The sequence below is a fragment of the Planococcus salinus genome (genome assembly GCF_003719725.1).
Taxonomy (GTDB): Bacteria; Bacillota; Bacilli; order Bacillales_A; family Planococcaceae; genus Planococcus; species Planococcus salinus.
In genome coordinates, this window is the sequence record NZ_RIAX01000002.1 from 310512 (window position 1) to 337215 (window position 26704).

The window sequence follows — 26704 nt, forward strand, 5'->3', positions numbered from 1 at the left end:
TCCTAATCCTCCATTGCCTGCTGCAATTTACGGATGGCCAATTGCGCCGCCTGTTGTTCCGCTTCTTTTTTGGAACGGCCATTGCCAATCCCCAGTTCTTCATCAGCAAGCGAAACACGTGTTACAAAGGTCCTGCTGTGAGCCGGGCCTTTTTCATCGATGATCTCATAAGTCAAAGCACCGTTATTTTTTTGCTGCACCAGCTCCTGCAACTGACTTTTATAATCCATCACATGCGAAAAAGCACCGATATCCACTTTTGGAAATAACACAACTTCCAAAAATTTAACGACCGATTCAAGGCCTTGATCCAAATACAAAGCGCCGATAAACGATTCAAAGACATCGGCCAATAATGCGGGACGCGTTCTGCCGCCTGTCAATTCCTCGCCTTTCCCCAAAAGAATATACGAACCGAAATTCAATTCGTTGGCAAATTGAACAAGCGAAGGTTCGCACACAATCGCCGCACGCAGTTTGGTCAATTCCCCTTCACTCATTTCCGGGTACTTCATGAACAGATAATGGGAAACAGACAATTCCAACACTGCGTCCCCTAAAAATTCAAGGCGCTCGTTATCTGTATAAAATCTTTTTCGATGCTCATTCACATAAGATGAATGGGTAAAAGCCTGATAAAGCAACGGAGCTTGGTTAAAAGTTACATTCATTTCTTGCTGAAGCTGGTCAAAAGCTTTACGGACACTTTCTTTCAGGACCCCTGGCTTTTGCTGGTTCGTCTTTTTTCTCGTAGCCATTTTTATCTGCCTTCCTTCGACTTTCTTCATTACCGATTTTACCTGTTTTTCTGCTATTGTGCAAAATAACAATTGACGCACAACCGCATGGTGGAAAAGCGATTGTGCGCCAATAGGTTGTTCACTTATGAATTCTGGTTCTTTTCAATATACGCTACCGCGTCGCCTACTGTTGACATGCTCTCGGCGTCTTCATCAGAAATTTCCATATCGAATTCATCTTCAAGTTCCATAACCAATTCAACTACGTCCAAAGAGTCGGCTCCTAAGTCGCCTGTGAAAGAAGCTTCAGGTTTCACTTCGTTCTCTTCCACGCCTAGACGATCTACGATTACTTTTGTTACCCGTTCCAATACTGTTGACAATGTCGTCACCTCCCCTCAATCAGTATACAAAACTTTTTCTCACATGACCATTCCGCCATCAAGATGCAGCGTTTGACCCGTCATATAAGATGCTTCGTCGGAGGCAAGGAATAATGCAGCTTTCGCCACTTCCTCCGGTTTTCCGAAACGGCCAAGCGGAATTTGGCCAAGCATAGTCTGCTGGATATCATCCGACAATCTGTCCGTCATGTCTGTCATGATGAATCCCGGCGCTATGGCATTAGCGGTAATCCCTCTGCTCGCCAGCTCACGAGCCGTGGTTTTCGTCAAGCCGATCACGCCTGCTTTGGCCGCCACGTAATTGGCCTGCCCTGCATTGCCCATGACACCGACAATTGAAGCGATGTTGACAATGCGGCCGGAGCGTTGTTTCATCATTTGACGTGTCACAGCTTTCGTACAAACAAAGACACCTTTTAAGTTGATATTGATGACGTCATCCCATTCATCGTCTTTCATGCGCATCATCAAGTTGTCACGTGTAATCCCGGCATTGTTGACCAGCACATCGACCGCTCCGAAGGTTTTCACTGTTTCATCGATCATCGCCTTTACTTGGTCGGCGTCTGCCACATCCGCTTTTACCACGATGGCTTCTCCACCGCTTTTCCGGATTTCTTCGGCTACAGCTTCCGCTTTTTCTTTGCTTCCGCTGTAGTTGACCACTACGTTGGCTCCTTCAGCTGCGAAACTGCGTGCGATTTCCGCGCCAATTCCACGCGAAGCGCCCGTCACGATTGCCGTTTTTCCTGCTAGCTTGCTCATTCAGACAGCTCCTTTACCGCTTTTTCCATTGATTCCACGTCAAATACCGGCAGGCATTTGACTGAACGATCGATTTTCTTCACCAGTCCACTGAGTACTTTGCCCGGACCGACTTCCACAAAAACCGTCACACCTGAATCGATCATTTCCTTCACCGATTGCTCCCATAGAACGGGTGAATACAATTGGCGGACAAGCAGCTCCTGGATTTGAGCAGCTTTTGTTTCGCCTTTTGCTTTGACGTTTGAAATCACAGGAACTTTCGCGTCTTTCAAGAAAGCTTCACTCAGCACTTTTGACAAGTCCTGGGAGGCGGGACGCATCAGTTCGGAATGGAATGGTCCACTGACATCCAAAGGAATAGCCCGTTTCGCTCCACGCTCTTTTGCCAAAGCACATGCTTGTTCGACACCTTGTTTAGTGCCGGATATCACAATTTGGCCAGGTGAATTCAGGTTTGCCAGCTGCACTACTCCGTAACGGTCCGTCACTTCGTTCGTCACTTCTTCCAATGATTGACTCGACATGCCGAGAATAGCTGCCATGCCACCCTCTCCTGCAGGAACAGCTTCGTTCATGAATAACCCACGTTTATGTACAATTCTGACGGCATCTTCGAAATTCATGACCTCAGAAGCAACGAGTGCGCTGTATTCCCCAAGGCTGTGCCCAGCTGTAAAATCCGGATAAATCCCTTCGCGGTTCAAGCGCTCGGTAATCATACTGCTGACCGTCAGCAGTGCCGGCTGTGCGTGATAAGTGAGTGTCAGGTTTTCCTGTGGCCCTTCAAGCATCAGTTCAGACAAACGCACCCCAAGTGCCTCGTCTGCTTTCTCGAAATACTGACGGCTTGTCGGATCGGCCAGGAAACTCTCTCCCATACCGACAGTCTGGGAACCTTGCCCTGGATAAATAAATGCAATCTTTGTCATTCTGCGCTCTCCTTTTTCAGTGTATTGTAAATGGTGCCAGTCACATCGAATTCAACCATCGTCCGGGTCTGCCGTATAGCATTGAACAAAGCGTTGGCGTTCGAAGATCCGTGCGCTTTGATCACAGGGGCTTTCAAGCCGAACAATCCTGCTCCACCGTATTCGCTGTAATCGAGCATTCCTTTCAAACCACTTATATTGTCTTTCACAAGAAAAGCCGCGATTTTCGTTTTGGCCGATGACATGAAAACATCTTTGATCATCGAAAAGACGTTCATCGCCGTGCCTTCAATTGTCTTCAGCACTATATTGCCCGTAAAGCCGTCTGTCACCACTACATCAGCTGCACCATTCAGCAGATCGCGGGACTCCACATTGCCGATAAAATTGATCGGCGCCTGCTTCAACAACGGAAAAGCGCCTTTTGTCAGGTCGTTCCCTTTTTTTTCTTCGGTTCCAATATTAAGCAACCCTACAGTCGGGTTTTGGATGCCTCTTACTTTTTCGGCATAAATGCTGCCCATCACTGCATATTGCACCAAATGCTCAGGCCGTGCTTCTGCATTGGCCCCCATATCGAGCATCACGAATCCTTTGCCGTCGATTGTCGGCAAAGTCGGTGCCAATGCAGGACGATCGACACCTTCAATTCGGCCGACCACAAACAACCCCGCAGACATCAATGCCCCGGTATTCCCTGCTGATACGCAGGCGTCTGCCTGACCATCCTTGACGGCCTGCGCCATCCGGACCATCGAAGCGTCTTTTTTCCTTCTGACCGAACGGACCGGATCGTCTTCCGCTTCGATCACTTCTTCACAATGAATCACTTGGAGGCGTTCATGCTCTTTTAAGTAAGGCTGCATTTTTTCTGTATGCCCATATAACTGAACCGTTAAATCAGTGTATTCATCCAAGGCTTTCAACACGCCTTCAATAATTTCTTTGGGAGCGTGATCGCCGCCCATGCCATCTACTGCTATTATCATTGGTTGCCACCTTCACTTTGCTCTGTCATCCGATACATTTCAAACGTACCGATAAAAACAGTTGCTTGGTCCACAGAAGAAACCACTTTTACATACGCTCGGTTCTTCTCCTGATTGCGTTCCACCACCTGCGCTTTTGCCACTACACGCTGACCTGCTGTCACCGGACGAAGAAACTGCAGTTCAGATTTCACTGTCAGCGCCAATTCTTCGTTCATGACAGCTACAGCCAGAGAGTTGGCCTGTGCGAATAAATGATGGCCTCTTGCTATTTGGTTGCGCTGGAAAACATGTTCCGGTTTCACATCAAATATGGAAATTGCCTTTTCGTCCAGTTCGATATCGATGATTTCACCGATCACTTCGTCAATCGGAAGTGATTTCACTTCGTCTTCGAACGTTTTTTCAGCAACATGTTTAATCCGCTCACGCAATTCGGGAATCGATAATTCCATGCGGTCAAGGCGGATTGTCTGGACACTTACATCAAACCTGGCCGATAACTCTTCATCCGTTACAAACGGATTTTCCTTTATCCATTCACGCAAGGCCAGTTGCCGTTCTTTTTTCGGTTTTCTCACTGTGTCACCGCCCGCTATTAGCACTTGGTACTAATATGAGTATATAAATAACAAAAAAAGAATGCAAGGATAAGTTGCACCTTGCATTCTAATCCAGCCTGCCGATCGAAAGAGCTCCGGACTCCTCCAAATGCCCACGAAGACAGGCGGTTTCTTCACTGCGCCAGAACTCCTCACTGTTCACCAGCTTTTCTGCATCTTTCCGAGCCGTTTCCAAAGCCCGGTAATCGTGGACCAAATCAGCCATCTTGAATTCAGGCACACCGCTTTGTTTGCGTCCGAAAAAGTCTCCGGGACCTCTCAGCTGCAAATCTTTTTCAGCGAGCACGAAGCCGTCATTTGTTTCCGTCATTGAAGCCATCCGTTCTTTTCCGACTTCCGTCTTCGGGTCAGCCAGCAGCACGCAGTACGATTGTTCGCTTCCCCGGCCGACACGTCCACGCAATTGATGAAGCTGTGACAACCCGAAGCGCTCAGCATCATAAATCAGCATAAACGAAGCATTTGGCACGTTCACGCCGACTTCCACCACCGTCGTGGAAACCAGCACGGAAATGTTCCCTTCTGTAAAAGCGCGCATTGTTTCTTCTTTTTCGTCAGGATGCAGCCGGCCATGCATCAGCCCGACACTGTATTTACCTTGGAAATAACTTGATAATTGCTGAAACAGATCTACCGCATTCTGATATTCCAACTTGTCCGATTCCTCAATCAACGGACAAATGACATAAGCTTGTCGTCCTGCCGCCAATTCCTTTTCCATCCGTCCGATTACTTTTCCGAACATTTCTTTTTTCATCCAGAAAGTTTCAATTTCCTTTCTGCCGGAAGGCATTTCATCAATAGCGGAAACATCCATTTCCCCGAATGCTGAAATGGCTAACGTTCTGGGAATCGGCGTGGCAGTCATGAACAGGACATCCGGATTATAGCCTTTGTCTTTCAGGATTCTGCGCTGGTCGACCCCAAAGCGGTGCTGCTCGTCTGTAATGACCAACCCCAGCTGTTGGAACTGCACATCAGGCTGAATCAACGCATGGGTTCCGATCAGGATATCGATTTCCCCTGCAGCCAGTTGTTCCAGAATCAACTGGCGTTTCTTCCCTTTGACCGAACCTGTTAAGAGAGCAATGTTCAATCCGAACGGCTCAAACCATTGAGCCAGCGTATTGGCATGCTGTTCCGCCAGAATTTCCGTTGGCGCCATGAGCGCCCCCTGCAGACCTGCCGTCACTGCCGCATAAAGGGAAATGGCCGCTACCACAGTCTTGCCGGAACCCACATCCCCCTGCAACAGACGGTTCATCCGATAAGGTTCTTTCATGTCTTTGCATATTTCATTGACCACACGCTTTTGGGCTGCTGTCAGATCAAATGGCAAAGCAGCAATAAACTGCTTTAACTTGTGGAGGTCATAATCAATCTGCGAACCGCCTTCTTCCTCACGATTCTTTTTCCGCAGGGCCTGCATTTTCAACTGAAACAACAGCAATTCCTCATAGACAAAACGGCGGCGTGCTTTCTTCAACGCTTCTCCGTCGGGAGGAAAATGCACCCATTCCAACGCTTCCTGCACGGACACAAGCTGATACGCATCGCGCAATGACAACGGCAGGCAATCTTCCAGCTCTTCTTTGCACAAATCGAGCGCTTGCCGCATCAGCTTCCGGAAATTCTTTTGATTCATTGAGCCTTTTAAACTGTAAACAGGTTCAAAGTCGGCGCCATCTGGCCGTGACCCAAGGGAATGGCTTTGCACGGTGATGATTTGGCGGCCCCGGTCCCATTTTCCTGTCAAGGTGATAATGGCACCGATCTGTAACTTCGCCTTGATGTAATGCTGGTTAAAGAACACCGCTTTAATCAGATGACGGCCTACCAGCACACGCACTTGCGTTCTGGATTTCTTCTTCCCTAAAAAAAGGACGGAAGGTTCACTTTCGACCCTTCCCTCCACAGTAACCCGCTCATTATGAGGCGTGTCAGCCAAATCCTTCAACTGAAAATCCTCATGGCGGTACGGAAATGTCATGATAAGATCATGAAGGGTTTCAATCTTCATTTCCTGCAGTGTTTCGGTGGCTTGCTTGCCGACCCCTTTTAATGTGGCGACCGATTCTTTACTGTCCACTGCCCACAACTGCCCCGCCGAATATTTTCTTTTCAAGCCATTTACCGGTAGGCGTCGCAGCAAGCCCACCCTTGGCGGTTTCCTTGAGAGCGGTCGGCATGGTCTGGCCGATTTCAAACATCGCGCCAATCACTTCATCACAAGGAATCCGGCTGGTGACACCCGCCAATGCCATATCGGCTGCCACCACCGCATTGGCTGCTCCCATGGCATTTCTTTTTACACAAGGTACTTCCACTAACCCCGCCACTGGATCGCAGACAAGACCAAGCATGTTTTTCATCGTAATAGCGAAAGCTTCAGAGCTTTGCTGCGCCGTTCCGCCCGCCATTTCCACGATGGCCGCTGCAGCCATTGCTGCCGCGGAACCGACTTCTGCCTGGCAGCCTCCTGCAGCACCGGAAATCGAAGCATTGTTTGCCACTACAAAACCGAATGCCCCGGAAGTGAACAAGAAACGGATCATTTGCTCCCGGCTCGGATTCAATTGATTTTTCACAGCGAACAAAGTTCCTGGAACCACTCCTGCAGAGCCGGCTGTCGGGGTCGCACAAATAGTGCCCATGGCCGCGTTCACTTCGTTTGTAGCGACTGCTTTACTGACTGCATCGAGCAACAGCTGGCCGGACAATGAATTGCCTTTTTCTATATAGGCCTGCAGCAGCACGGCATCTCCGCCGGTCAGGCCGGAAATCGAATGTACTCCCCGCAATCCTTTTTCCACCGCTTCTTCCATGACGGTTAAATTGCGGTCCATCTGCTGCATCACTTCTTCGCGGGAGCGATTGGTTATCATTATTTCCTGTTCAATCATAATCTCTGAAATCAATTTTTCTTCTTTTTCAGCCCGTTCCACCAATTCCCGGACATTGCGAAATAACACTTCCATCAGTAAAACCTCCTGTTAATCAGCAATCCTCGTCACTTGTGTAATATTTGGAAGCTCGGAAAGTTCATCCATTACTTCTTTATCAACATTTTGATCCACTTCTATCACCATCAGCGCCATACGCCCTTTTTCTTTTCGGGAAACTTCCATATGACCGATATTGATGTCGTATTTATATAAACAATTGGCAACGTTTGCAATACATCCTGAACGGTCATCATGGACCACCAGGATCGCCGGGTGGTTACCGGATAAACGCAACGGAAAACCGTTGAGTTCTGTGATTTCAATCTTTCCGCCACCGATGGAAATTCCCATGAGCGACATATCAGAACGTTCATCCCCCAGGACGATTCTAGCCGTATTAGGGTGGTCTACATGCCCCGTTTCCGGAATAAACTCAAAGTCCAGACCCACTTTTTCCGCTTCTTCAAAAGACGTTTTGATGCGTTCATCAAATGTATCGTAATCGAGAAGCCCTCCAATAATGGCCACATCTGTGCTATGCCCTTTATAGGTCTCGGCAAATGAGCCGTACAGATGGATTTTCGCCCATTTCGGCTGTCTTCCGAATAAATCTCTTGCCACTCTCCCGATACGGGCAGCTCCTGCCGTATGCGAAGAAGAAGGCCCGATCATAACCGGGCCGATAATATCAAAAACAGATTTGAACTTCATTGCTCAAACCCCTTCCTCTCTATGCTTTATAGCCTTAGTTTACATGAATTTGCAGGAGTGAACTACCCCCCACTTAACACTCTTACGAGTTGCTTGAAGTGGGGGCTTCTCGACTTATCGCTACTTTTACCAGCCAGCGAACATAGACCGAGCTAACCCTCTTGTTCCAAGAGTTTTGGTTTTCAGGTCAAGCCCAACATCAGTATTCCTTCGTTTTTGATGTTGATGGCGGCGTTCCAATCCCTGTCGGAGATGAATCCGCAATCACAGGAAAATAGTCGTTCGGAAAGAGGCAGAACGTCTTTTACCTGCCCGCAACACGCACACGTTTTGGAAGAAGGAAACCACTTGTTGATCTTGATGAGCCGTTTTCCTTGATCCGCTAATTTGTATTGGAGAAATGCCGTGAACATGCCCCATCCATTATCGGCAACGCTTTTTCCGAAACGGAAGGCTTGAGACATTCCCTTCATGTTGAGGTCTTCGATGACGAGGCAATCATAGTGAGTCGCCAAGCGTCTTGCTTCTTTGTGCAGGAAATCCTTCCGCTGGTTTGCTACTTGTTCATGCAGCTTGGCCACTTTGATGCGCTGCTTGTTCCAGCGAGCGGAATTCTTTGTTTTGCGTGACAGAATCCGCTGTTCTTTCGCCAGTTTGGCTTCTGATTGCCGATAAAAACGAGGGTAATTGGCTTTCTTACCCTGTTCGCTTTCGACAAACAAGCCGTCCATGGCAAAATCCAAACCGGCTACCTGCTTGATGTCCCGTGGTTTCGGCTGGTGTTCGTATTCGGTAAGGATCGACACAAAGTACTTACCCGTTGCGGTTTGGGAAACGGTACACGACTTGATGACATGATGCGGTGGAATTTCCCGGTGCTGTTTCAGCTTGACGAGTTTGAGTTTCGGCAATTTAATGGAACCGTCCACTAACTGGATATTTCCGTTGACCACGTTGGTTGTGTAGGTTTGTGCCGACTTGCGACTTTTGAATTTCGGGAATTTTGCCCGACCTGAAAAGAAGTTCGTGTAGGCTTTCTGCAAATTCAGCTGGGCGTTGGCAAGGGCCAGGCTGTCCACTTCCTTGAGCCATTCGAACTCGGTTTTGTAGTTGGCGGGAGTCGGCAGCTTTTGCTTTTTCAGCCCTTCTTTGTCGTCTTTGAATTGTTCATACGTCGCTTTCCGTTCAGCGAGCATCTTGTTGTAAACAAAACGGACACAGCCGAAGGTTTTGGTGAACAGGATCTTCTGCTCGGGGGTTGGGTACAGACGGAATTTATACGCTTTGTTCGCCATCTCCTGCCTCCTTTCCGAACAAAAAATTTTCAATAATTTGTTTTCCTTTGATTATATCCCGTTAGAGACAGAAAGACCATTTTGGCTGACGCCAACCGACATTCATCTCCCCCTTACCGCTGGGCTTCACCCTTCACACGTTTGAAGAGGGAGACTTCTTTCGAGGAATGTTAAAAGCGCATACAGAAGTATGCGCTTGAGGAAATTATTCCACTGATAAAATATAAGGGTAAAGAGGTTGTTTTCCGTTGTGGATTTCGACTTCCACTTCGTCGTTCAATTCTCCGATGAAGTCGGCCAATTTTTCAGCCTCATCTTCCGTCGCGTCTTCCCCATAAAGGATCGTCACAATTTCCGAATCGTCATCCAGCAAATTCTTGACCAGCTCTTTGGCAACTTGCTCCAAATTGGAATCTGCTACGACAATTTTCCCTTGGGAAATTCCCATGAAGTCATCTTTTTTGATTTCGACGCCATCAATCGACGTGTCCCGAACGGCATGGGTGACCGAACCGGATTTTACGTGTTCAGATGCACCGCTCATCGCTTGCCGGTTTTCTTCTACAGAAGCTTCCGGATTAAAAGCGAGCAATGCCGCCATTCCCTGAGGAACATCTTTTGTCGGTACCACAGCAGCTTCGATATCCAAAATTTCCGCTGCCTGTTCTGCGGCCATAACAATGTTTTTATTGTTCGGCAGAATCAGTACACGTTCCGCTTCGATGGATTGAATCGCTTTGACGATATCTTCCGTTGAAGGATTCATCGTCTGCCCGCCTTCGATGACGTAGGAAGCACCGATACTCCGAAGAATTTCGCCAATGCCTTCACCCATCGCCACCGTCACTACAGCGTATGGATGTTTCGCTTCAGTTTGTGCCGCATTACGTTTGGCTTCTTTATCCTGCAGTTCTGTATGCTGCTGACGCATATTCTCTATCTTCATGCTGATCAGGCTGCCATAATCCTGGCCGTATGTAAGCACTTTTCCCGGCTCTTCGGAATGGATATGGATTTTTGCAATTTCGTCATCTGCAATGACCAGCAGCGAATCGCCGTATTCACTTAAATCCGAACGAAAAGCGGCTTCGTTGAACTCTTTTTTGCCATCCTCGAACTTCACCATGAATTCAGTGCAGTAACCAAACTCTATGTCCGCAGTGTCCATAAAACCGGCCACATTTTTGTGATGCTCTGCACTGACCAATTCGTTCATGGAAGCGTGGCTGTGTTTTTCAGGAAGCTGCTCCCCTTTTAAACTGGCCAAAAATCCTTCATAGACATAGACAAGCCCTTGGCCGCCACTGTCCACAACGCCCACTTCCTTTAAGACAGGCAGCAAATCGGGCGTGCGTTCCAACGAAGCTTTCGCTTCCTCTACAACTGATTCAAATAAGACGATGAGATCGTCTTCTGTTTTGGATAGTTCCATCGCTTTTGCTGCCGCATCTTTGGCTACCGTCAAAATCGTGCCTTCCACCGGCTTCATCACCGCTTTATAAGCTGTTTCCACGCCATGTTGAAGCGCTCCTGCAAATTTGGCAGCGTTCAATTCCGGTTCGTTGACAATGTACTTACCGAAACCTCTGAATAATTGCGAAAGAATAACACCGGAATTTCCGCGTGCCCCCATCAATAGGCCTTTCGATAACGATTCAGCGGTTTTTCCGATATGTTCCTGAGCGTTCGCTTCCGTTTCCTTTGCTCCGGATGACATCGATAAGTTCATATTGGTTCCCGTATCGCCGTCAGGCACCGGAAATACATTTAATGCATCCACATAATCTGCATTCTGATACAAATGATGAGATCCCATCTGTACCATTTCTGCAAATTGAATTCCGTTCAATGACTTCATAGCCGAATTTTCCTCCTCTTACGGGTTCGTAACACGAACTCCCTGCACAAAAATATTTACCGCTTTAACAGACATGCCAAGCGTTTTCGCAATAGTATATTTCACTTTTGACTGGACCTGGTAAGCCACTTCGGAAATTTTCGTTCCATAGCTGATGATGACATACATATCAATGACCAGATCTGCGCCTTCCTGCCGGACAATTACGCCTTTAGCGAAATTCTCCTTACGCAGTATATCAGTTAATCCGTCACGGATTTGATGTTTTGTCGCCATCCCTACAATTCCATAGCATTCAATCGCTGCGCCTCCAGCGATCTGCGCGATCACATCATTGGAAATATCGATTTGACCATACTCATTTTTCAATTCAATCGACATTGAAAATTCCTCCTTGAGTCCTATTTCACTACTTTATATTCTACATGAAACGACTATATAAGAAAAGCCGGCTTTTCAAGGTGTAAAGGTTTTTTTCTTGAAAGCCTCTCAAAATCAGTTGCAAACAGTTCAAGGCTGTGGTAAATTGTTATAGTATGTGAAACGAAAAACGAACTGAAATTCTATTATAATTTTCAGCTTCACTTGTGAGGAGGGACTTACATGCCTAAAGTATGTGCAGTTAGTGGACGTAAAGCTCGTTCTGGAAATAGCCGTTCGCACGCGATGAATTCGAATAAACGTACATGGGGAGCAAACCTTCAAAAAGTTCGTATCCTTGTAGACGGCAAACCGAAACGTGTATGGGTTTCTGCTAGAGCGTTGAAATCAGGAAAAGTTGAGCGCGTTTAATCGCTCATGATAAAAAGCCAGGCTGACTTCTGTCAGCCTGGCTTTTTTCATGCACTTTAATCCCTGCTTTCAATCATGATGCAGCTTCCTTCTTCAATCGAAACGATTCCTTCCGAAAAAAGTTCGTTGCTGATAAATCGGGTTGAGCCAAAAGGGATGGATTCGTTTAGCACTTCGTATTTGAAGTTTGAAAGCGACAATCCTCTGATGGCTTCTGCAAACGGATAAAATGATACGAAACGAAAATCTTCACCACGCTTGATCACATGTTTTCCCGGACTCAGAAAGCGGATGCGATTTTGCCGGTTGACCAGCAAAAATTTCGTTGCAGGAAACTTCATTTGAAACGAATAAATAGCATGCAATGCACTCATATAATGATCCAGTCTTCCACCCGTGACACCTGTGACAATGACGATTTCCGGCTGAAATGTCATCGCTTTTTTGAGCGCCAGTTCTGTGTCCGTTTCGTCTTTTTCAGCCGGAGCGAGCTGCAGTCCGGGAAACAGCGAGGAAATTTTTTTCAATTCATCGGATGATACCGAATCAAAGTCCCCCACTGCTGCTACAGGCGTGATTCCTTTTTCCAGCAAAACCAGGGTCCCGGCGTCAACTCCGATGAAATCGGCCTCCTGCCACAGCGCCAAATCCGGCAATTCCTGAACCGGTCCCCCGGCAGTAATGACGATGATCACGAAATCGCCTCTTCTCCAGCCTTCTTGATGTTCTGAAGCGCCTGCGCACGGTCCGGCTTATTGTAAATAGCGGAACCGGCAACAAAAACTGTCGCTCCCGCTTTTGCACAAGGCACGATCGTTTCTTCGTTGATGCCGCCGTCAATTTCAATTTCCACTGACAAGTTTCTCTCTTTGAGCAGATCGCTCAGCTGCTGCACTTTCGGAATAACTGAGTGGATGAACTTCTGTCCGCCAAACCCCGGATTGACCGTCATGAATAACACCAAATCGATGTCTTCCAGAATATGCTGAATGGTCTCCACGGGGGTATGCGGGTTTAATACAACGCCCGGTTTGACCCCAAACGAACGGATCAATTGGATGGTTCGATGCAAATGTGGACAAGCTTCCACATGCACCGTGATGTAATCTGCTCCCGCTTTGGCGAAATCTTCTATATAACGGTCCGGATTTTCAATCATCAAATGGACATCCAGCGGCAGCTTGTTCAACGGTCTCAGGGCATCCACCACAATCGGTCCCATGGTGATGTTCGGCACGAAATGGCCGTCCATGACATCCACATGAATCCAATCCGCCCCCGCTTTTTCCACTTCTTCAACTTCCTGTCCCAACTTTGCAAAATCAGCTGCTAATATAGAGGGTGCTATTTTAATCATTTGAATACCTCGGCTTTCGGTTCATAATCTCTTCCAGGAATTTCAGGTAATGCTTGTACCGGTAATCGGCAATTTCTCCAGCTTCGACTGCTGCTTTGATGGCGCATTTCGGTTCATTCAAATGGAGGCATTCCCGAAACTTGCAGTCTCCGGATCGTTCCGCCATTTCAGGGAAGCATGCCGACAGCTCCTCTTTTTCAATGGTTTCAAAATCAAAAGAGCTGAACCCCGGCGTGTCCGCGAGCAGTCCGTTGTTCACTTCCATCAGTTCCACGTGACGTGTCGTGTGTTTCCCCCGGTTCAAGGCCTGTGAGATGGCGTCTGTCTTCAGGTCCAAAGAAGGAAGAATGGTGTTCAGCAAAGTCGATTTCCCGACACCGGACTGGCCGGCCAGCACACTCGTCTTTCCTTCCAGGACCGGGAGCAGCCGCTCTGCCAATGCGGGATCTCCTTTGAAAGCAGGAATCACTTCATATCCGATGGTTTCATAATCTTCGATGTAACGCTGCAATTTTTCTTGTTCCTCTTCATTCACCAGATCCATCTTTGTCAGGCAAATAACCGGTTTGATCGAAAATGATTCAATGGCTGTCAGAAAGCGATCGAGCAACAGCGGGTGAAAGTCAGGCTGTTTTGCTGAAAACACCAGAATGGCTTGGTCAATATTGGAGATAGGTGGCCGAACCAACTCGTTTTTGCGTTCATGAATATGCGTAATGGTACCTTCCAAATCATTGTCAGCTGCATAATCGACAAAGTCACCGACAAGCGGTGTAATTTTCCGGTTGCGGAAAACACCTCGCCCCCTGCATTGGATATAGCGTTCCCCGTCCTGATCCAATACGTAATAGAACCCGCTTAAAGCTTTTCTGATTTGACCTTTCGGCATGCTTTCACTCCTTCTTTAATCAACACTATTATACTCGATCGTTTCCTCTTCAATAATTGTCGAATCCCGGACAATCCGGTAAACCGCACTTTGCCCTTCTGCAATCTGCAATTGGATTCTGCGGGTTTCCGTCTCTGTGATGGTAAATTCTTCGACCGGCTCAGCCATTGTCCGTGTCTGGTCCTGAATGTAAATCCGGATTCTTTGCTCGGCTGGCTGGTCAGTTTCTCCGCCTGTATCCGCTTGTTCATATGGAATCTCAACTGTATGAATATACGTCTTGAGCGGCAATTCCGCCGGGCCGGAAGATACGATCACTTCAATGGAACTCCCGGGTTCCAGTTCTTCCCCAGCTTCAGGACTTTGAGATAATACATTGCCCGCCTCTACGTCTTCGGATGCTTCCTCCCCGACAATCCGGATATGGAAGCCGGAAGAGCGCGCATAGTTATTCAAGTCTTCTTCGCTATAGCCGGAAAGGTCTGCCACTTCCCGCATGTCCTTTCCTTTGCTGACAGTGAATTCGACCTCCGTCTCGCTTATGACCACTTCAGTGCCGCCATTCGGCTCCTGCTCAATAATAGTTCCGGCAGGTTCATCCGAAAACTCCTCAACCTGCCGGATTGATTGGAAGTTCTGAGACTCCAGCAAACCCATTGCTTGGTCGATGTTGCTTCCGACATAATCAGCAAACTCCGTGGTTTCTTTTCCTGAGCTGAGAAATAATTGGATCTCGGCTTCCCGGTTCCTCATTTTCCCAGCTTCGGGAATCGTCCGAATGACTTTTCCGGCTTCCACTTCCTCCGAGAACTGTTCACTTTCTTCTCCCAGTTCAAATCCGGCAGCCTGCAGTTCTTCCACCGCTTCGTTGCGTTCCATTCCCGCCACATCCGGCACCGCTATTTGTCTCGGCTCAAACCAGCCGGGAAAAGCCAAAGCCAGTACGATGCCGGCAAGGAACAAAAAGCCGACAATCCCGGCAATCCACGGCCACTTCCTCTTTTTCTTTTTACTGTCCGACGAAGAAACCGGCTGATTCTCCTTGGCTTTCTTTGACGAATTGAGCAATTTGGTTTCTTCCACGCTGTCATAAGCTGATTCGTCTTTGATGATGGGCATGGCTCTTGTTGCGTCCTGGTCGACCGGCACTTCAAACTTCGGTTCATCCAACCGTTCCGGCAATAAAGCCGTCGATAAATCCTCTTCCATTTCATTGGCGGACTGATAGCGGTACTGCTCGTTTTTGGCTGTGGCTTTCAGCACTACATTTTCCAGACTCTGCGGTAAGGTCGGAACAATTTCACGCAGCGATGGAGTCGCCGTCTGCAAATGCTTTAACGCAATGGAAACAGCCGATTCTCCCGAAAATGGCAAACGGCCTGTCAACAATTCAAACATGACAATCCCCAGAGAATAGATATCGGATTTTTTGTTTGCAGTGCCTCCACGCGCTTGTTCAGGAGACAAGTAATGGACAGTCCCAAGCACAGAGTTGGTTTGTGTATAAGAAGTTGCGCTCAACGCCATGGCAATGCCGAAATCAGTGATTTTCACATTGCCTTCTTCGTCCATCAGAATGTTTTGCGGTTTGATATCACGATGGACAATCTGGTTCTGATGGGCATGTCCCAATGCAGAAGTGATTTGCTTCATGATTTCGACCGCACGTTCCGGAGCAACCGGCGAATGCTCGATTATGTACTCTTTCAGTGTTTTTCCCGAAATATACTCCATCACCAGGTAATGCAAAGAGCCCTCTTCTCCAACATCAAAAATATTAACGATATTGGGATGGGCCAAACTGGTTGCCGAAAGTGCTTCGCGCTGAAAACGCCGGCGCAGTTCCTCTTCATTCGAGAAATCATAGCGCAGAATTTTTATGGCGACATCACGGTCCAAAATCATGTCATGCGCCAAGTACACATTCGACATGCCGCCTCCGCCGATCAGTTTCAGCAGTTTATAGCGCCCATTGATACTTCTGCCGATCATCATGGCTACACCTCCTCAAGCTTAGAGGATAAAAGGATCAATGAGATATTATCTTCCCCTCCAAGCTGGTTGGCAAGTTTCACCAGCTCTTCGCCTTTTTCGGCAAGCGGGATGGAGGATTGGACAATTTCAAAAATGGCTTCTTTTGTGACTTTATTGCTCAATCCATCGGTACATAACAGCAGATAGGAAGACGCGGCCAGGGAGATCTGCAGGAAATCCGCTTCAATGCCTTCTTCCGTCCCAAGTGCTTTGACAATCCAGTTTTTCTTCGGATGATCTTCCGCTTCTTCTTCGCTTATTTCTCCGCTATCGACAAGGACATTCACATAGGAGTGATCCCGTGTCAGCTGAACCACTTCATCTTCTATCTGATAGGCCCGACTGTCTCCGATATGGCACAAAGTGCATTGGTCATGGTCAATGATGGCCGCTATCAGTGTCGTGCCCATCCCTTTGCATTGCGGATGCGTTCCGGCGTGGTCAAAAACCGCCCGATTGACATGTTGAATGCTTCTGGATAGCCAGCCTTTTCTGCTTTCTTCAGTTAAAAAAGCATCCGCCTTCTCTGCGAGGAACTTTTCGCCCAACGCCTCCACCGTCATCGCGCTGGCCACATCTCCGGCATTATGGCCGCCCATGCCGTCAGCCACTACGGCCAGCAGCAAGCCTTCCGGGCGTTTCAGCACAGCGACGCGGTCTTCGTTCACTTCCCGCTTCAATCCTGTATCACTTTCTGCTACATATTGGAACAACTATATCTCCTCGCTTCTTTCAGGAATTGGTCAAATCTTGTGCAGAACCCGGTCGCTTACGGAAAGCGGCGATGAAAAAGCCATCCCCTCCAAAATCCTGTGGAAAAATCTGAACAAATCCAGTGTTTTTCATCTTTAGCGCCTCCGGCAAAGAAACACTGATTTTTTCCATATTCGGATGGGCTTTCAGAAACCGCTCAGCAGTACCCCGGTTTTCCTGGGAATCCACCGTACAGGTGCTGTACACCAGAATTCCTTCCGGCTTTAAAAGCTGCGCCGCCTGCGTCAGCAAATCAAACTGAATATCCTGCAAACGGTCGAAGTCCTCTTCTTTTTTTGTATACTTTATATCCGGCTTCCGTTTGATGACGCCCAGCCCGCTGCAGGGGGCATCCACCAATACCCGGTCAAACCGTTCTGCACCGAAACGCTCCACTCCTTGCCTGCCGTCTCCGACTGCCGTTTCAATTATGGAGTGGCCCAGCCGGGTGGCCGTTTCGTCAATCAGCTTGACTTTGTGCTGATGCAGATCCAGGGAATAAAGAGCACCTTGATCTTCCATTTTTTCAGCAATGTGTGTGGATTTCCCTCCCGGAGCCGCACACAGGTCCAGAACTTCCATCCCCGGTGTCAGCTGCATGGCATAAACAGGAAGCATTGAGCTTTCATCCTGGATGGTGATAAAGCCTTTTTCGAATGCGGCAGAGCGTGCGGGTTGGCCTTTGGTGACCACCAGACACTCCGGTACGAGCTCACTTTGGACAGCTTCCAGACCTTCCGATTCCAACATTTCCAGCACTTCTGCCGGAGTTGCACGGACCGTGTTTACACGGACCGTCTGCGGAGGGATTTTGTTGTTTTCCAATGCCATCTCGCGGGTTTTTTCCATTCCATACTGTTCGGACCAGCGTTTGATGAGCCAGGCCGGATGACTTGTTTCAATGGCAATTTTTTCAACCGGGTCGCTGATTTCATTGAACGAACGGACGCCGCCCCGCTGAATGGAACGCAGCACACCGTTGACAACAGAAGCCACTCCGCTGTGACCGCGTTTTTTTGCAATTTCTACTGCTTCATTGATTGCAGCCCGTTCCGGAACCCTGTCCAAATACAGCATCTGGTAAAGTGATAAGCGCAGAAGCACTTTCACCCACGGTTCGACTTTGCCTTTCAGATACGGCTCCAGATAGTAATCAAGCGTCATTTGATGCTGCAGGGTTCCGTAGGTGATTTCGGTCAGCAACCCGCGGTTTTTAGCCGAAATCCCGTGGCCTTCGAGGGTTTTGTGCAAAAGCAGGTTGCTGTATGCCTGTTTGTTTTCCACTGCCCAGAGAATGGACAGCGCCGCATCTCTTACGTTGCCCGGCAATTTTTTGTTTTTCATAGAAACCGATCTCCTACCTGTATTTTAGGTCCGCGCAAATATTCTTTCGCTGTCATGCGTTTTTTTCCAGCGGGCTGCAATTCCTTGATGGCCAGTGCTCCGTCGCCCGTCTGGACGATGACTGCATCGTCTGCCAAACCGATGACTTCTCCGGGTTCCCCGCTTTTTCCTCCGGTACTTTCTTCTGCCCACCAAATTTTCATATTGGCATCATTGAACGTCGTATAGGCAACAGGCCAAGGATGCAATCCTCTGATTTGGTTGTATAGGTCGATGGCTGGCTTTGACCAATTGATGCGCTCCTGCTCTCGGGTGATGTTGCGTGCAAACGTCACTTCGTCCTCGTTTTGCGGAATCCGTTTATTCGTTCCTTCAATAATAGCAGGCAAAGTCTCTTTCAATAATTCAGTGCCAGCTTCGCTGAGTTTATCGAACATGATTCCGGTATGGTCGCTTTTTCCGATCGGTACCGCTTTTTGTGAAATGATGTCTCCTGCGTCCAAACGGTCCACCATATACATGATCGTCACGCCGGTTTCCTGCCGGCCGTCCATGATGGCCTGGTGGATGGGCGCTCCGCCCCGGTATTTCGGCAGCAGTGATGCATGAACGTTGATGGCACCCAGCCGTGGTGCTTCCAGAATTTCCGAAGGCAGGATCTGACCGAAAGCAGCTGTGATGATCAAATCGGGATTCAGCTTTAGAACCTGCTCCATCGCTTCCGGATTTTTCAATTTCTCAGGCTGGAGTATTGGAAGCCCCAGACGCAGTGCCTCTTCTTTCACCGGAGTGGGCGTCAGGACTTTCTTTCTGCCCACCGGACGATCCGGTTGTGTCACCACTGAAATGACATCATAGCCTTCTTCGACCAGCATCCGCAGAATGGGCGCAGAAAACGAAGGAGTTCCCATAAAGACAATTTTGGTCAAACCGGTTCCTCCTCTTCCTGCGCTTTCAAAATTTCATCCAGTTCTTCCTGCGAAATGTACTTGGTAATCTTGCTCGTAAACAACACTCCATCCAAATGATCCATTTCGTGGAGGATAGCTCGTGCTTCGTAGCCTTCCGCCTCCAACTCGTACCATGAACCGTCACGCTCCTGTGCTTTGATCTTCACATGATCAGGTCGTTCGACTTCCCCGAAAATACCGGGGAAACTCAAGCATCCTTCAATATCGGTATCGGCACCTTCGAACAGCACCAGTTCCGGATTGATCATTTCAATTGGATCCTGGCCTTCACCAAAATCGACGATTGCGACACGGGCCGAGACGCCCACTTGAGGCGCCGCAATTCCGACGCCGTCAGCTTCAATCATCGTTTCATACATATCATCCAGTAATACTGCCAGCTCTTTATCAAAGACAGTGACTTTTGCACATGATTTTTCCAATAGTTCATCGGGGTGTTTTACAATCGTACGGATTGCCATTCTAATTCCTCATTTCTTTTTTACATCACAGAAGTGGGGTTCATGTCAATCGACAATGTCGCCCCTTTTCTCAGCCACTCTGTACGGTATATTTTAATGAGCTGCTGCAGGACTTCTGATAATTTCGGTTCTTTTTTGTATTTTATCAAACATTGATAGCGATATCTATTGTTGACACGGGCGATCAGCGAGGCTGATGGCCCGATGATAATTGTACTCGGTGACAACTGCGAATTTAAATAACGGACCGTCTGTTCCGCGTATTCTGAAACAGTCATCAGGTCTTCGTGGGTGAACTGAATATTGACAACGTAAAAATACGGCGGATACCCACTGGCTCTGCGCATCGCCATCTCCTGATCGTAAAATGGTTCAAACAACTGGTCCTTTGCCAACGTGATGGCGTAATGCTCCGGCGTATAGGACTGAATATAAACCGTGCCTGGAAGTTTGTCTCTCCCTGCCCGGCCACTGACCTGCGTCAATAACTGATAGGTTTTTTCCGCAGCGCGGAAATCCGGCAAATGCAAGGTCGTATCAGCCGACAGTACGCCCACCAGCGTGATATTCGGAAAATCCAAACCTTTGGCAATCATTTGTGTCCCCAGCAATATATCCGCTTTTCCTTCGCCAAATGCCGCAAGAATTTTTTCATGTGCCCCTTTATTCCTTGTCGTATCGACATCCATACGCAACACACGGGCTTCCGGGACAACTTTGGCCAGTTCTTCTTCCACCTTTTGCGTACCGGTCCCAAAAAAGCGGATATGTTGACTTTCACATTCCGGACAAGTTGTCGGCACTTTTTCGTCATAGCCGCAATAATGGCATTTCATCATTTCGGTTGAGCGGTGGTAAGTCAGTGAAATGTCGCAATTCGGGCATTGCATCACAGTTCCGCAATCACGGCATAACACAAAAGAAGAGTAGCCGCGCTTGTTCAAAAACAGCACCACTTGCTCTTTTTTCTCAAGGCGTTCACGGATTGCATCCGCCAAAGGAACTGAAAACATCGAACGATTGCCTTTTTTCAGCTCTTCCCGCATATCGATAATCTCAACATTGGGCAACGGCTGGTTTTGTGCGCGTTTTTCAAGCACCAGCAATTCATAGACGCCTTTTTGGGCACGGGCATAGGATTCAAGCGATGGGGTGGCGCTTCCAAGTATGACCGGGCATTGATGGAATTCGCTGCGCCAAATGGCGACATCCCGTGCATGATAACGCGGAGAATCATCCTGTTTGTAACTGGATTCGTGCTCTTCATCCAAAATGATCAAGCCGAGGTTCTGGAACGGTGCAAAAATGGCCGATCGCGCTCCGACCACCACTTTCACTTCCCCCCGCTGGATTTTGCGCCATTCGTCGTATTTCTCACCGGCCGATAAGCCACTGTGCAAAACGGCCACCATATCACCGAACCGTTCTTTGAAACGCACCGTCATTTGGGGAGTCAGGGAGATTTCCGGCACAAGCATAATCGCTTCTTTACCGGCTTTCAATACCTGATCGATGGATTGAAGATAAATTTCCGTCTTTCCGCTTCCGGTAATGCCGTGCAGCAGGAAAGTTCTGGACGTGTCCAATGAACGCCTGATCGCATCAAACGCTTGTTGCTGAGCCGGTGTCAGCGACAGTGATTCCTTCTTTTCAATTTGCGCAAGCAGCTGCGGATCACGGTACGCTTCCATATTACTGATGGAAGCGGCCCCTTTGTCGACCAGGCTGTAGATGGTCGGCAATGTCGTTCCGGCTTCTTTCTGCAGTTGTGCAGATTCGATGGCACGTCCGACATTCGCTTTCATGTACTCCATTAACTTCAGTTGTTGCTTGGCGTTGGCACGGATCTCAATGGCTTCCAACTGTTCCAGTGAATCGGCAATATGAATCATTCTCACTTTTTTGACAGCTGTCTGCTGGGAAATATCCGTATCCGCCATAATGGTTCCTTTGTCCATTTCTTTTTTCAGCTGGCTGAAAAATTCTTCCGCTTCTGAAGCGCGCACAAAAGGCCGTTTCGCAAAAAAGGGCCGCAGCTGCGGCGCAATTTCCTCTAAAGAAGCTTTTAACACAAAGCGCTTTTCATACTTGGCACGCAAAGCGGCAGGAATCATCACCTGCAAGGCATCGATTTCAAAGCATACCGTTTTCTCTTTCATCCACTTCGCCAATTCCAGCAGTTCCGGCGTCAGGACCGGCACTACATCCATCAATTCATGAATCGGTTTTATTTTTGCAGAATCGAGTTCTGTCGTCTGTTTAATGTTTGTAATAAACCCCAGTACTTTCCGGTTGCCAAAAGGAACCTTCACACGCATGCCGGGTTCTGTCAACGGCTCGAGCTTGTTTGGTATAGCATAGTCAAAAGGCCGGTCGATCGGATGTGCAGCAACGTCAACGATTACTTCAGCGATCATGGTTCTCTTCCTGTTCGATGATGACCTGCAGCAACCTGCGTGCCAGTTCCTGCTTCGGCAACAGCTCGAATGTTTGCTCCAAGCCATTTTTGCCAAAGATGGTTACGCGGTTGTTGTCGGAGTTGAACCCCGCCTCTGATTCCGTCACATCATTTGCTATGATATAATCCGCGTTTTTTCGCGCCAATTTGTCCTTGGCATATTGAGCGACATTATTTGTTTCCGCTGCAAAACCGATCAGTACCTGGCCTTTTTTTTCATTTCCCAGATGCTGCAGAATATCAACTGTCCGTTCCAGTTCGATGGTTGATGCACCTTCCTGCTTTTTCATCTTCTGGCTGTGAATCGTCTGTGGCCGATAATCGGCAACAGCTGCCGTCTTAATGACATAATCTGCGTCGTCATACTGTGCCATTACTGCATTCAACATATCCTCCGCACTTTCCACCATGATGCGTGTCACTCCCTCAGGTGCCGGCAACGAGACCGGACCACTGATCAGAATGGTTTCCGCTCCCTGTTCCGCAGCAGCCTGGGCCATCGCGTAGCCCATCTTACCGCTGGAGAAATTCGTTAAAAACCGCACAGGGTCAATCCGTTCCCGTGTCGGTCCAGCCGTCACTACGACCTTTTTGCCTTTCAATTTATGCGATTGCTGAAAAAAATCCGCTACAAGCGCAGCCACTTTCTCGGGCTCTTCCAGCCGTCCTTTTCCTACATAACCGCATGCCAAAAAACCTTCGGACGGTTCGATAAATCGGACACCGTCTTCATGCAGCCGGCTGATATTCCGTTTGACAGCCGGATGGTCATACATATGGACATTCATCGCCGGCGCTATCCAGACCGGGGCAGTCGTGGCCAGCAAAGTCGTGGTCACCATGTCATCCCCTATGCCGTTTGCCAATTTCCCGATGACATTGGCAGTCGCCGGAGCGACAATCACCAAGTCTGCCCAGTCCGCCAAATCGATATGTGCAATGACGGAGGAGTCCTTTTCGTCGAAAGTATCATAGAATACATCGTTTCGGGACATTACCTGAAAAGACAGCGGCTGCACAAACTGGCGGGCGGATTCTGTCATGATCACTTTGACGGAAGCGCCTGCCTGAGACAGCTTGCTGACAAGCGCGACCGCCTTGTATACAGCAATGCCACCACTCACACATAATAAAATCTTACGATTCGACAACAACTCCAACACCCTTTCTAAACAACAAACTCCCAAAGAACAAAATTGCCCTGGGAGTCGTGTCTGTTGCGATTAATGGTTAAATTTCATCTTCGTAAACTGCAAATTCATCCTGCTCTTCTTTTCTCAGTACTCCGGCAGCTACTTCTTCCAGCGCTTTTCCTACAGCTTTTCGGGAGACATAACGGTCCAGTTTTTCATCCCCGTGTTCGTGCAGCTGACGGGCGCGCTTTGAAGCGAGGGCAACCAACGAATATTTGGAATCGATCTGGCTTTTCAATTTATCAACGGATGGGTATAACATCAGGCATTCTCCTTTAGCATGTCAAAATATCTTTTTTCTACTCGCTCACGCTTGCAATGTTCCGCAATGATGATGGCATTGATCCGGTCACACGCAAGTTCCACTTTGTCATTTTCCACGACATAATCATACAGATTCATCATTTCCAGCTCTTGGCGGGCAGCGTGAATACGGGAAGCAATCACTTCGTCTGTTTCTGTCCCACGCCCGACCAGCCGATCTTCCAATTCCGATAAGCTTGGCGGCGCCAAAAAGATGAACAGGCCATCGGGCACTTTTTCCCGCACTTGCGAAGCGCCCTGGACTTCAATCTCCAAAAACACATCACGTCCTGCATCCCGCATTTTATTGACATACTCCAACGGCGTACCGTAGTAATTCCCGACGTACTCCGCGTATTCCAGAAGCTGTCCTTGCTCGATCAACGACTCGAACTCACTTCTGGTCTTGAAGAAATAATCGACTTCATCGACTTCGCCTTCACGTGGGGCTCTCGTCGTCATGGAAATCGAATACTCATAATTTGTGTCCGGCTGTGAGAACAGCTCTTTTCTTACCGTGCCTTTGCCAACACCTGAAGGCCCGGATAAAACAATCAGCAGTCCACGTTGTTTTCTCATTTTATCCCTCATTCATTTCGTCATCCTATTCTTTACCGCGCCGGGTTTCTGATCAGCCGCCGTTACTTTGCACAAATGCATTGTCCAGCAGGCAGCTACACAATCAGACATAGCGATTGAAACAATTCATTCTGCGAAACACAGCGTCTGTCCAGCTGTTTTTTGCAGATGAGTTTTATTCTTCGGTTTCGAACTAACTGCCTTATTATATCATAATACACCCTGGAAATGATAAGATGGAACAAAACGATTTGAAAGAAGGAATTTTCATGGCATTTGATGGATTATTTACAAAAGCGATGACAACAGAGCTCAGACAGCTCGTGTCAGGAAGAATTTCCAAAGTTCATCAGCCAAACCAGCTGGAACTGCTGTTACATATTCGCGCACAAGGGAAGAACCATAAATTATTGATTTCCATACACCCGTCCTATTCACGGATTCACTTGACGGCAACGGCCAACACCAATCCGTCGGAGCCGCCAATGTTCTGCATGCTGCTGCGGAAACACATTGAAGGAGGCGTCATTACGGATGTCATCCAACACGACATGGACCGGCTGATCATTCTCAAAGTAAAGGCAAAGAATGAAATCGGTGATGACATCGAGCGGGAGTTGTATGTGGAGATTATGGGACGCCACTCGAACCTCATCCTGGTCGATGCGGAACGTTCGATGATTCTTGACAGCCTGAAACATTTGCCGCCGAGTGTCAATTCATTCCGCACCGTATTGCCGGGTCAGCCTTATGTATTCCCGCCGTCCCAGGAAAAGAAAGATCCTTTCGAAGCACCCGAACAATTAACTGAACTCGATGACAAAGAGATGGTCAGCACTATTTCGGGGTTTTCTCCGCTGAACGCCCGCGAGCTTCGGTACCGGCTGGATAACACAGACACTCCAAAAGAAACGGTCAGAAATTTTTTGGATGACTTTTTGACAGATTCGCCTCGCGGCTATTACGTCGAACAGAATGGAAAATCCTATTTTTCTGCTGCATCTCTCACGCATATCGGCGGCAGCGAAATGACATTCCCGTCGCTTGGGGAGCTGCTCGACCGCATGTATTACGCCAAAGCAGAACGTGACCGGGTCAAGCAGCAGGCCGGAGATCTGGAACGTTGGCTGCAAAATGAAATTTCCAAATTGAAACTGAAACTGAAAAAATTGAAAAAAGAGCAGAATCAGGCTGAAAAGCGGGACCAGCTGCAGCTGAACGGTGAGCTGATCATGGCAAACCTCCATCGCATCAATAAAGGCTTGAACGAAATCGAAGTGGACAATTATTATAATGGTGAGAAAGTGAAAATCACACTGGATCCAAGAAAAACGCCGATCGAGAATTCACAGAAATACTATTCCCGTTATCAGAAAGCGAAAGTCGCCGTCGTCAAAACACAGGAACAAATTGAAAAGACCGAAGAAGACATCACATATTTTGAAACACTGATGCAGCAAGTGCAGCAAGCGGGACTTTCTGACATTGAGGAGATCCGGGAGGAACTGGCGGAACAGGGATACATGAAAGCCCAGAAATCGAAGAAAAAGAAAAAACCGGTAAAACCGACCGTCGAGTCTTATGTATCAAGTACCGGCATTCCGATTTCCGTCGGCAAAAACAACAAGCAAAATGATTACGTGACATTCAAAGTCGCTTCCAAATCAGATACGTGGCTGCATACGAAAGACATTCCTGGCTCTCATGTCATCATCCATTCCAATGACCCTGATGAAACCACGATTGCCGAAGCAGCCACCATCGCCGCTTATTTCAGCAAAGCCCGCGAATCTTCTTCGGTTCCGGTCGACTATACGGAAGTCCGCCAGGTGAAAAAACCGAATGGCTCAAAACCTGGATTTGTCATTTATTTTGAACAGAAAACGGTGTTCGTCACGCCTGACGAAGACCTGGTCATTCAATTAAAGAAATAATGAAAGCTTTATGGAATGAGAGTTTCTCCCCTGCCACTATTCGTTGAGCCAACTGGTCTTTAATGAAATTAAAAAATCTGCCGAAAAGCAAGGGCGCTTGCCGGCAGATTTTTTCTTTACCCATTTAAGGTTTTATTCCTTATATATAAGTTAAAGTCGCAGTTCACAGCAGAAAAGTCGTAATTCGATGCCAAAGAGTTATAATCCCCTTATGGGACCTGATTTCTATATCTCTATTTACAGTAGACATAATAATAATATTTATTTTTTATCCATCAAACTGATTCAGTGCGAGACATTGCTCTCGTTCACTGTGCATGCTATCTTGTTTAAGGACTTACCGCAAAATACATTTCAGTTATTTGAATCACAGG

Annotated in this window: 26 protein-coding genes; 2 read left to right on the plus strand and 24 right to left on the minus strand. The window is 47.9% G+C overall.

Features of this window, described 5'->3' with window-relative positions; all coding sequences use genetic code 11:
* Positions 1–2: 2 nt before the first annotated feature.
* From rnc to EEX84_RS04230, 12 genes are all read right to left on the minus strand, one after another.
* Complete coding sequence (gene rnc, locus EEX84_RS04175) at positions 3–758, minus strand: ribonuclease III (protein ID WP_123164327.1); 756 nt, start codon at positions 756–758, stop codon at positions 3–5.
* 125 nt (positions 759–883) lie between these two features.
* Positions 884–1123: an acyl carrier protein gene (locus EEX84_RS04180; RefSeq protein WP_123164328.1), complete on the minus strand. Its 240-nt coding sequence runs from the start codon at positions 1121–1123 to the stop codon at positions 884–886.
* Positions 1124–1162: 39 nt separating this feature from the next.
* Positions 1163–1909: a 3-oxoacyl-[acyl-carrier-protein] reductase gene (fabG, locus tag EEX84_RS04185; protein ID WP_123164329.1), complete on the minus strand. Its 747-nt coding sequence runs from the start codon at positions 1907–1909 to the stop codon at positions 1163–1165.
* Positions 1906–2841 carry an ACP S-malonyltransferase gene (fabD, locus tag EEX84_RS04190; RefSeq protein WP_123164330.1) on the minus strand — a complete coding sequence of 312 codons (936 nt, stop codon included), beginning with the start codon at positions 2839–2841 and terminating at the stop codon, positions 1906–1908. The genes fabG and fabD overlap by 4 nt, the downstream gene beginning before the upstream one ends.
* Entirely contained in the window at positions 2838–3830 is a 993-nt protein-coding gene (gene plsX / locus EEX84_RS04195; RefSeq protein ID WP_123164331.1) for a phosphate acyltransferase PlsX, read from the minus strand. Before plsX ends, fabD begins: the two co-directional genes overlap by 4 nt.
* A complete protein-coding gene (fapR, locus tag EEX84_RS04200) occupies positions 3827–4411 on the minus strand; it encodes a transcription factor FapR (RefSeq protein WP_123164332.1) in 585 nt (194 codons plus the stop codon). Before fapR ends, plsX begins: the two co-directional genes overlap by 4 nt.
* 88 nt (positions 4412–4499) lie before the next feature.
* A complete protein-coding gene (gene recG / locus EEX84_RS04205) occupies positions 4500–6542 on the minus strand; it encodes an ATP-dependent DNA helicase RecG (protein WP_123164333.1) in 2043 nt (680 codons plus the stop codon).
* Positions 6532–7431 (minus strand): L-serine ammonia-lyase, iron-sulfur-dependent, subunit alpha, encoded by a 900-nt coding sequence (gene sdaAA, locus EEX84_RS04210; RefSeq protein WP_123164334.1) that lies wholly within the window; start codon positions 7429–7431, stop codon positions 6532–6534. The genes recG and sdaAA overlap by 11 nt, the downstream gene beginning before the upstream one ends.
* A 15-nt stretch (positions 7432–7446) precedes the next feature.
* Entirely contained in the window at positions 7447–8109 is a 663-nt protein-coding gene (gene sdaAB / locus EEX84_RS04215; RefSeq protein WP_123164335.1) for an L-serine ammonia-lyase, iron-sulfur-dependent subunit beta, read from the minus strand.
* Positions 8110–8291: 182 nt separating this feature from the next.
* Positions 8292–9404, minus strand: a complete 1113-nt coding sequence (locus EEX84_RS04220) for an RNA-guided endonuclease TnpB family protein (protein WP_123164336.1) — start codon at positions 9402–9404, stop codon at positions 8292–8294.
* Positions 9405–9609: 205 nt separating this feature from the next.
* A complete protein-coding gene (locus tag EEX84_RS04225; RefSeq protein ID WP_123164337.1) occupies positions 9610–11262 on the minus strand; it encodes a DAK2 domain-containing protein in 1653 nt (550 codons plus the stop codon).
* An 18-nt stretch (positions 11263–11280) separates the two neighbouring features.
* Positions 11281–11643, minus strand: a complete 363-nt coding sequence (locus tag EEX84_RS04230; protein WP_123164338.1) for an Asp23/Gls24 family envelope stress response protein — start codon at positions 11641–11643, stop codon at positions 11281–11283.
* Positions 11644–11865: 222 nt separating this feature from the next.
* Here EEX84_RS04230 and rpmB point away from each other — a divergent pair, with 222 nt between their 5' ends.
* On the plus strand, positions 11866–12054 hold the full coding sequence (gene rpmB, locus EEX84_RS04235) for a 50S ribosomal protein L28 (RefSeq protein ID WP_123164339.1): 189 nt from the start codon (positions 11866–11868) through the stop codon (positions 12052–12054).
* A 56-nt stretch (positions 12055–12110) separates the two neighbouring features.
* Here the strand turns inward: rpmB and EEX84_RS04240 are convergent, their stop codons facing one another.
* The 12 genes from EEX84_RS04240 to gmk all read right to left on the minus strand — a co-directional run bounded on the left by EEX84_RS04240 (position 12111) and on the right by gmk (position 24396).
* Positions 12111–12749, minus strand: a complete 639-nt coding sequence (locus tag EEX84_RS04240) for a thiamine diphosphokinase (protein ID WP_123164340.1) — start codon at positions 12747–12749, stop codon at positions 12111–12113.
* On the minus strand, positions 12746–13411 hold the full coding sequence (rpe, locus tag EEX84_RS04245) for a ribulose-phosphate 3-epimerase (RefSeq protein ID WP_123164341.1): 666 nt from the start codon (positions 13409–13411) through the stop codon (positions 12746–12748). Before rpe ends, EEX84_RS04240 begins: the two co-directional genes overlap by 4 nt.
* Entirely contained in the window at positions 13404–14300 is an 897-nt protein-coding gene (rsgA, locus tag EEX84_RS04250; RefSeq protein ID WP_123164342.1) for a ribosome small subunit-dependent GTPase A, read from the minus strand. Before rsgA ends, rpe begins: the two co-directional genes overlap by 8 nt.
* A 15-nt stretch (positions 14301–14315) precedes the next feature.
* On the minus strand, positions 14316–16295 hold the full coding sequence (gene pknB, locus EEX84_RS04255; protein ID WP_123164343.1) for a Stk1 family PASTA domain-containing Ser/Thr kinase: 1980 nt from the start codon (positions 16293–16295) through the stop codon (positions 14316–14318).
* A 2-nt stretch (positions 16296–16297) separates the two neighbouring features.
* A complete protein-coding gene (locus EEX84_RS04260) occupies positions 16298–17047 on the minus strand; it encodes a Stp1/IreP family PP2C-type Ser/Thr phosphatase (protein ID WP_123164344.1) in 750 nt (249 codons plus the stop codon).
* Between the two features lie 19 nt (positions 17048–17066).
* Complete coding sequence (gene rsmB / locus EEX84_RS04265) at positions 17067–18431, minus strand: 16S rRNA (cytosine(967)-C(5))-methyltransferase RsmB (RefSeq protein ID WP_123164345.1); 1365 nt, start codon at positions 18429–18431, stop codon at positions 17067–17069.
* Positions 18428–19360 (minus strand): methionyl-tRNA formyltransferase, encoded by a 933-nt coding sequence (fmt, locus tag EEX84_RS04270; protein WP_123164346.1) that lies wholly within the window; start codon positions 19358–19360, stop codon positions 18428–18430. Before fmt ends, rsmB begins: the two co-directional genes overlap by 4 nt.
* Complete coding sequence (def, locus tag EEX84_RS04275; protein ID WP_123164347.1) at positions 19357–19863, minus strand: peptide deformylase; 507 nt, start codon at positions 19861–19863, stop codon at positions 19357–19359. Before def ends, fmt begins: the two co-directional genes overlap by 4 nt.
* 20 nt (positions 19864–19883) lie before the next feature.
* Positions 19884–22280 (minus strand): primosomal protein N', encoded by a 2397-nt coding sequence (priA, locus tag EEX84_RS04280; protein WP_123164348.1) that lies wholly within the window; start codon positions 22278–22280, stop codon positions 19884–19886.
* Positions 22270–23475, minus strand: coding sequence for a bifunctional phosphopantothenoylcysteine decarboxylase/phosphopantothenate--cysteine ligase CoaBC (gene coaBC / locus EEX84_RS04285; protein ID WP_123164349.1), 1206 nt, complete (start codon positions 23473–23475; stop codon positions 22270–22272). The genes priA and coaBC overlap by 11 nt, the downstream gene beginning before the upstream one ends.
* A gap of 76 nt (positions 23476–23551) precedes the next feature.
* Positions 23552–23776: a DNA-directed RNA polymerase subunit omega gene (gene rpoZ, locus EEX84_RS04290; protein ID WP_123164350.1), complete on the minus strand. Its 225-nt coding sequence runs from the start codon at positions 23774–23776 to the stop codon at positions 23552–23554.
* The gene (gmk, locus tag EEX84_RS04295; protein WP_123164351.1) at positions 23776–24396 is read right to left on the minus strand and encodes a guanylate kinase; all 621 of its coding nucleotides are present in this window, start codon (positions 24394–24396) and stop codon (positions 23776–23778) included. Before gmk ends, rpoZ begins: the two co-directional genes overlap by 1 nt.
* A 269-nt stretch (positions 24397–24665) precedes the next feature.
* On the opposite strand from gmk, the gene EEX84_RS04300 reads away from it, so the two are divergent.
* A complete protein-coding gene (locus tag EEX84_RS04300) occupies positions 24666–26330 on the plus strand; it encodes an Rqc2 family fibronectin-binding protein (protein WP_123164473.1) in 1665 nt (554 codons plus the stop codon).
* Positions 26331–26704 lie beyond the last annotated feature (374 nt).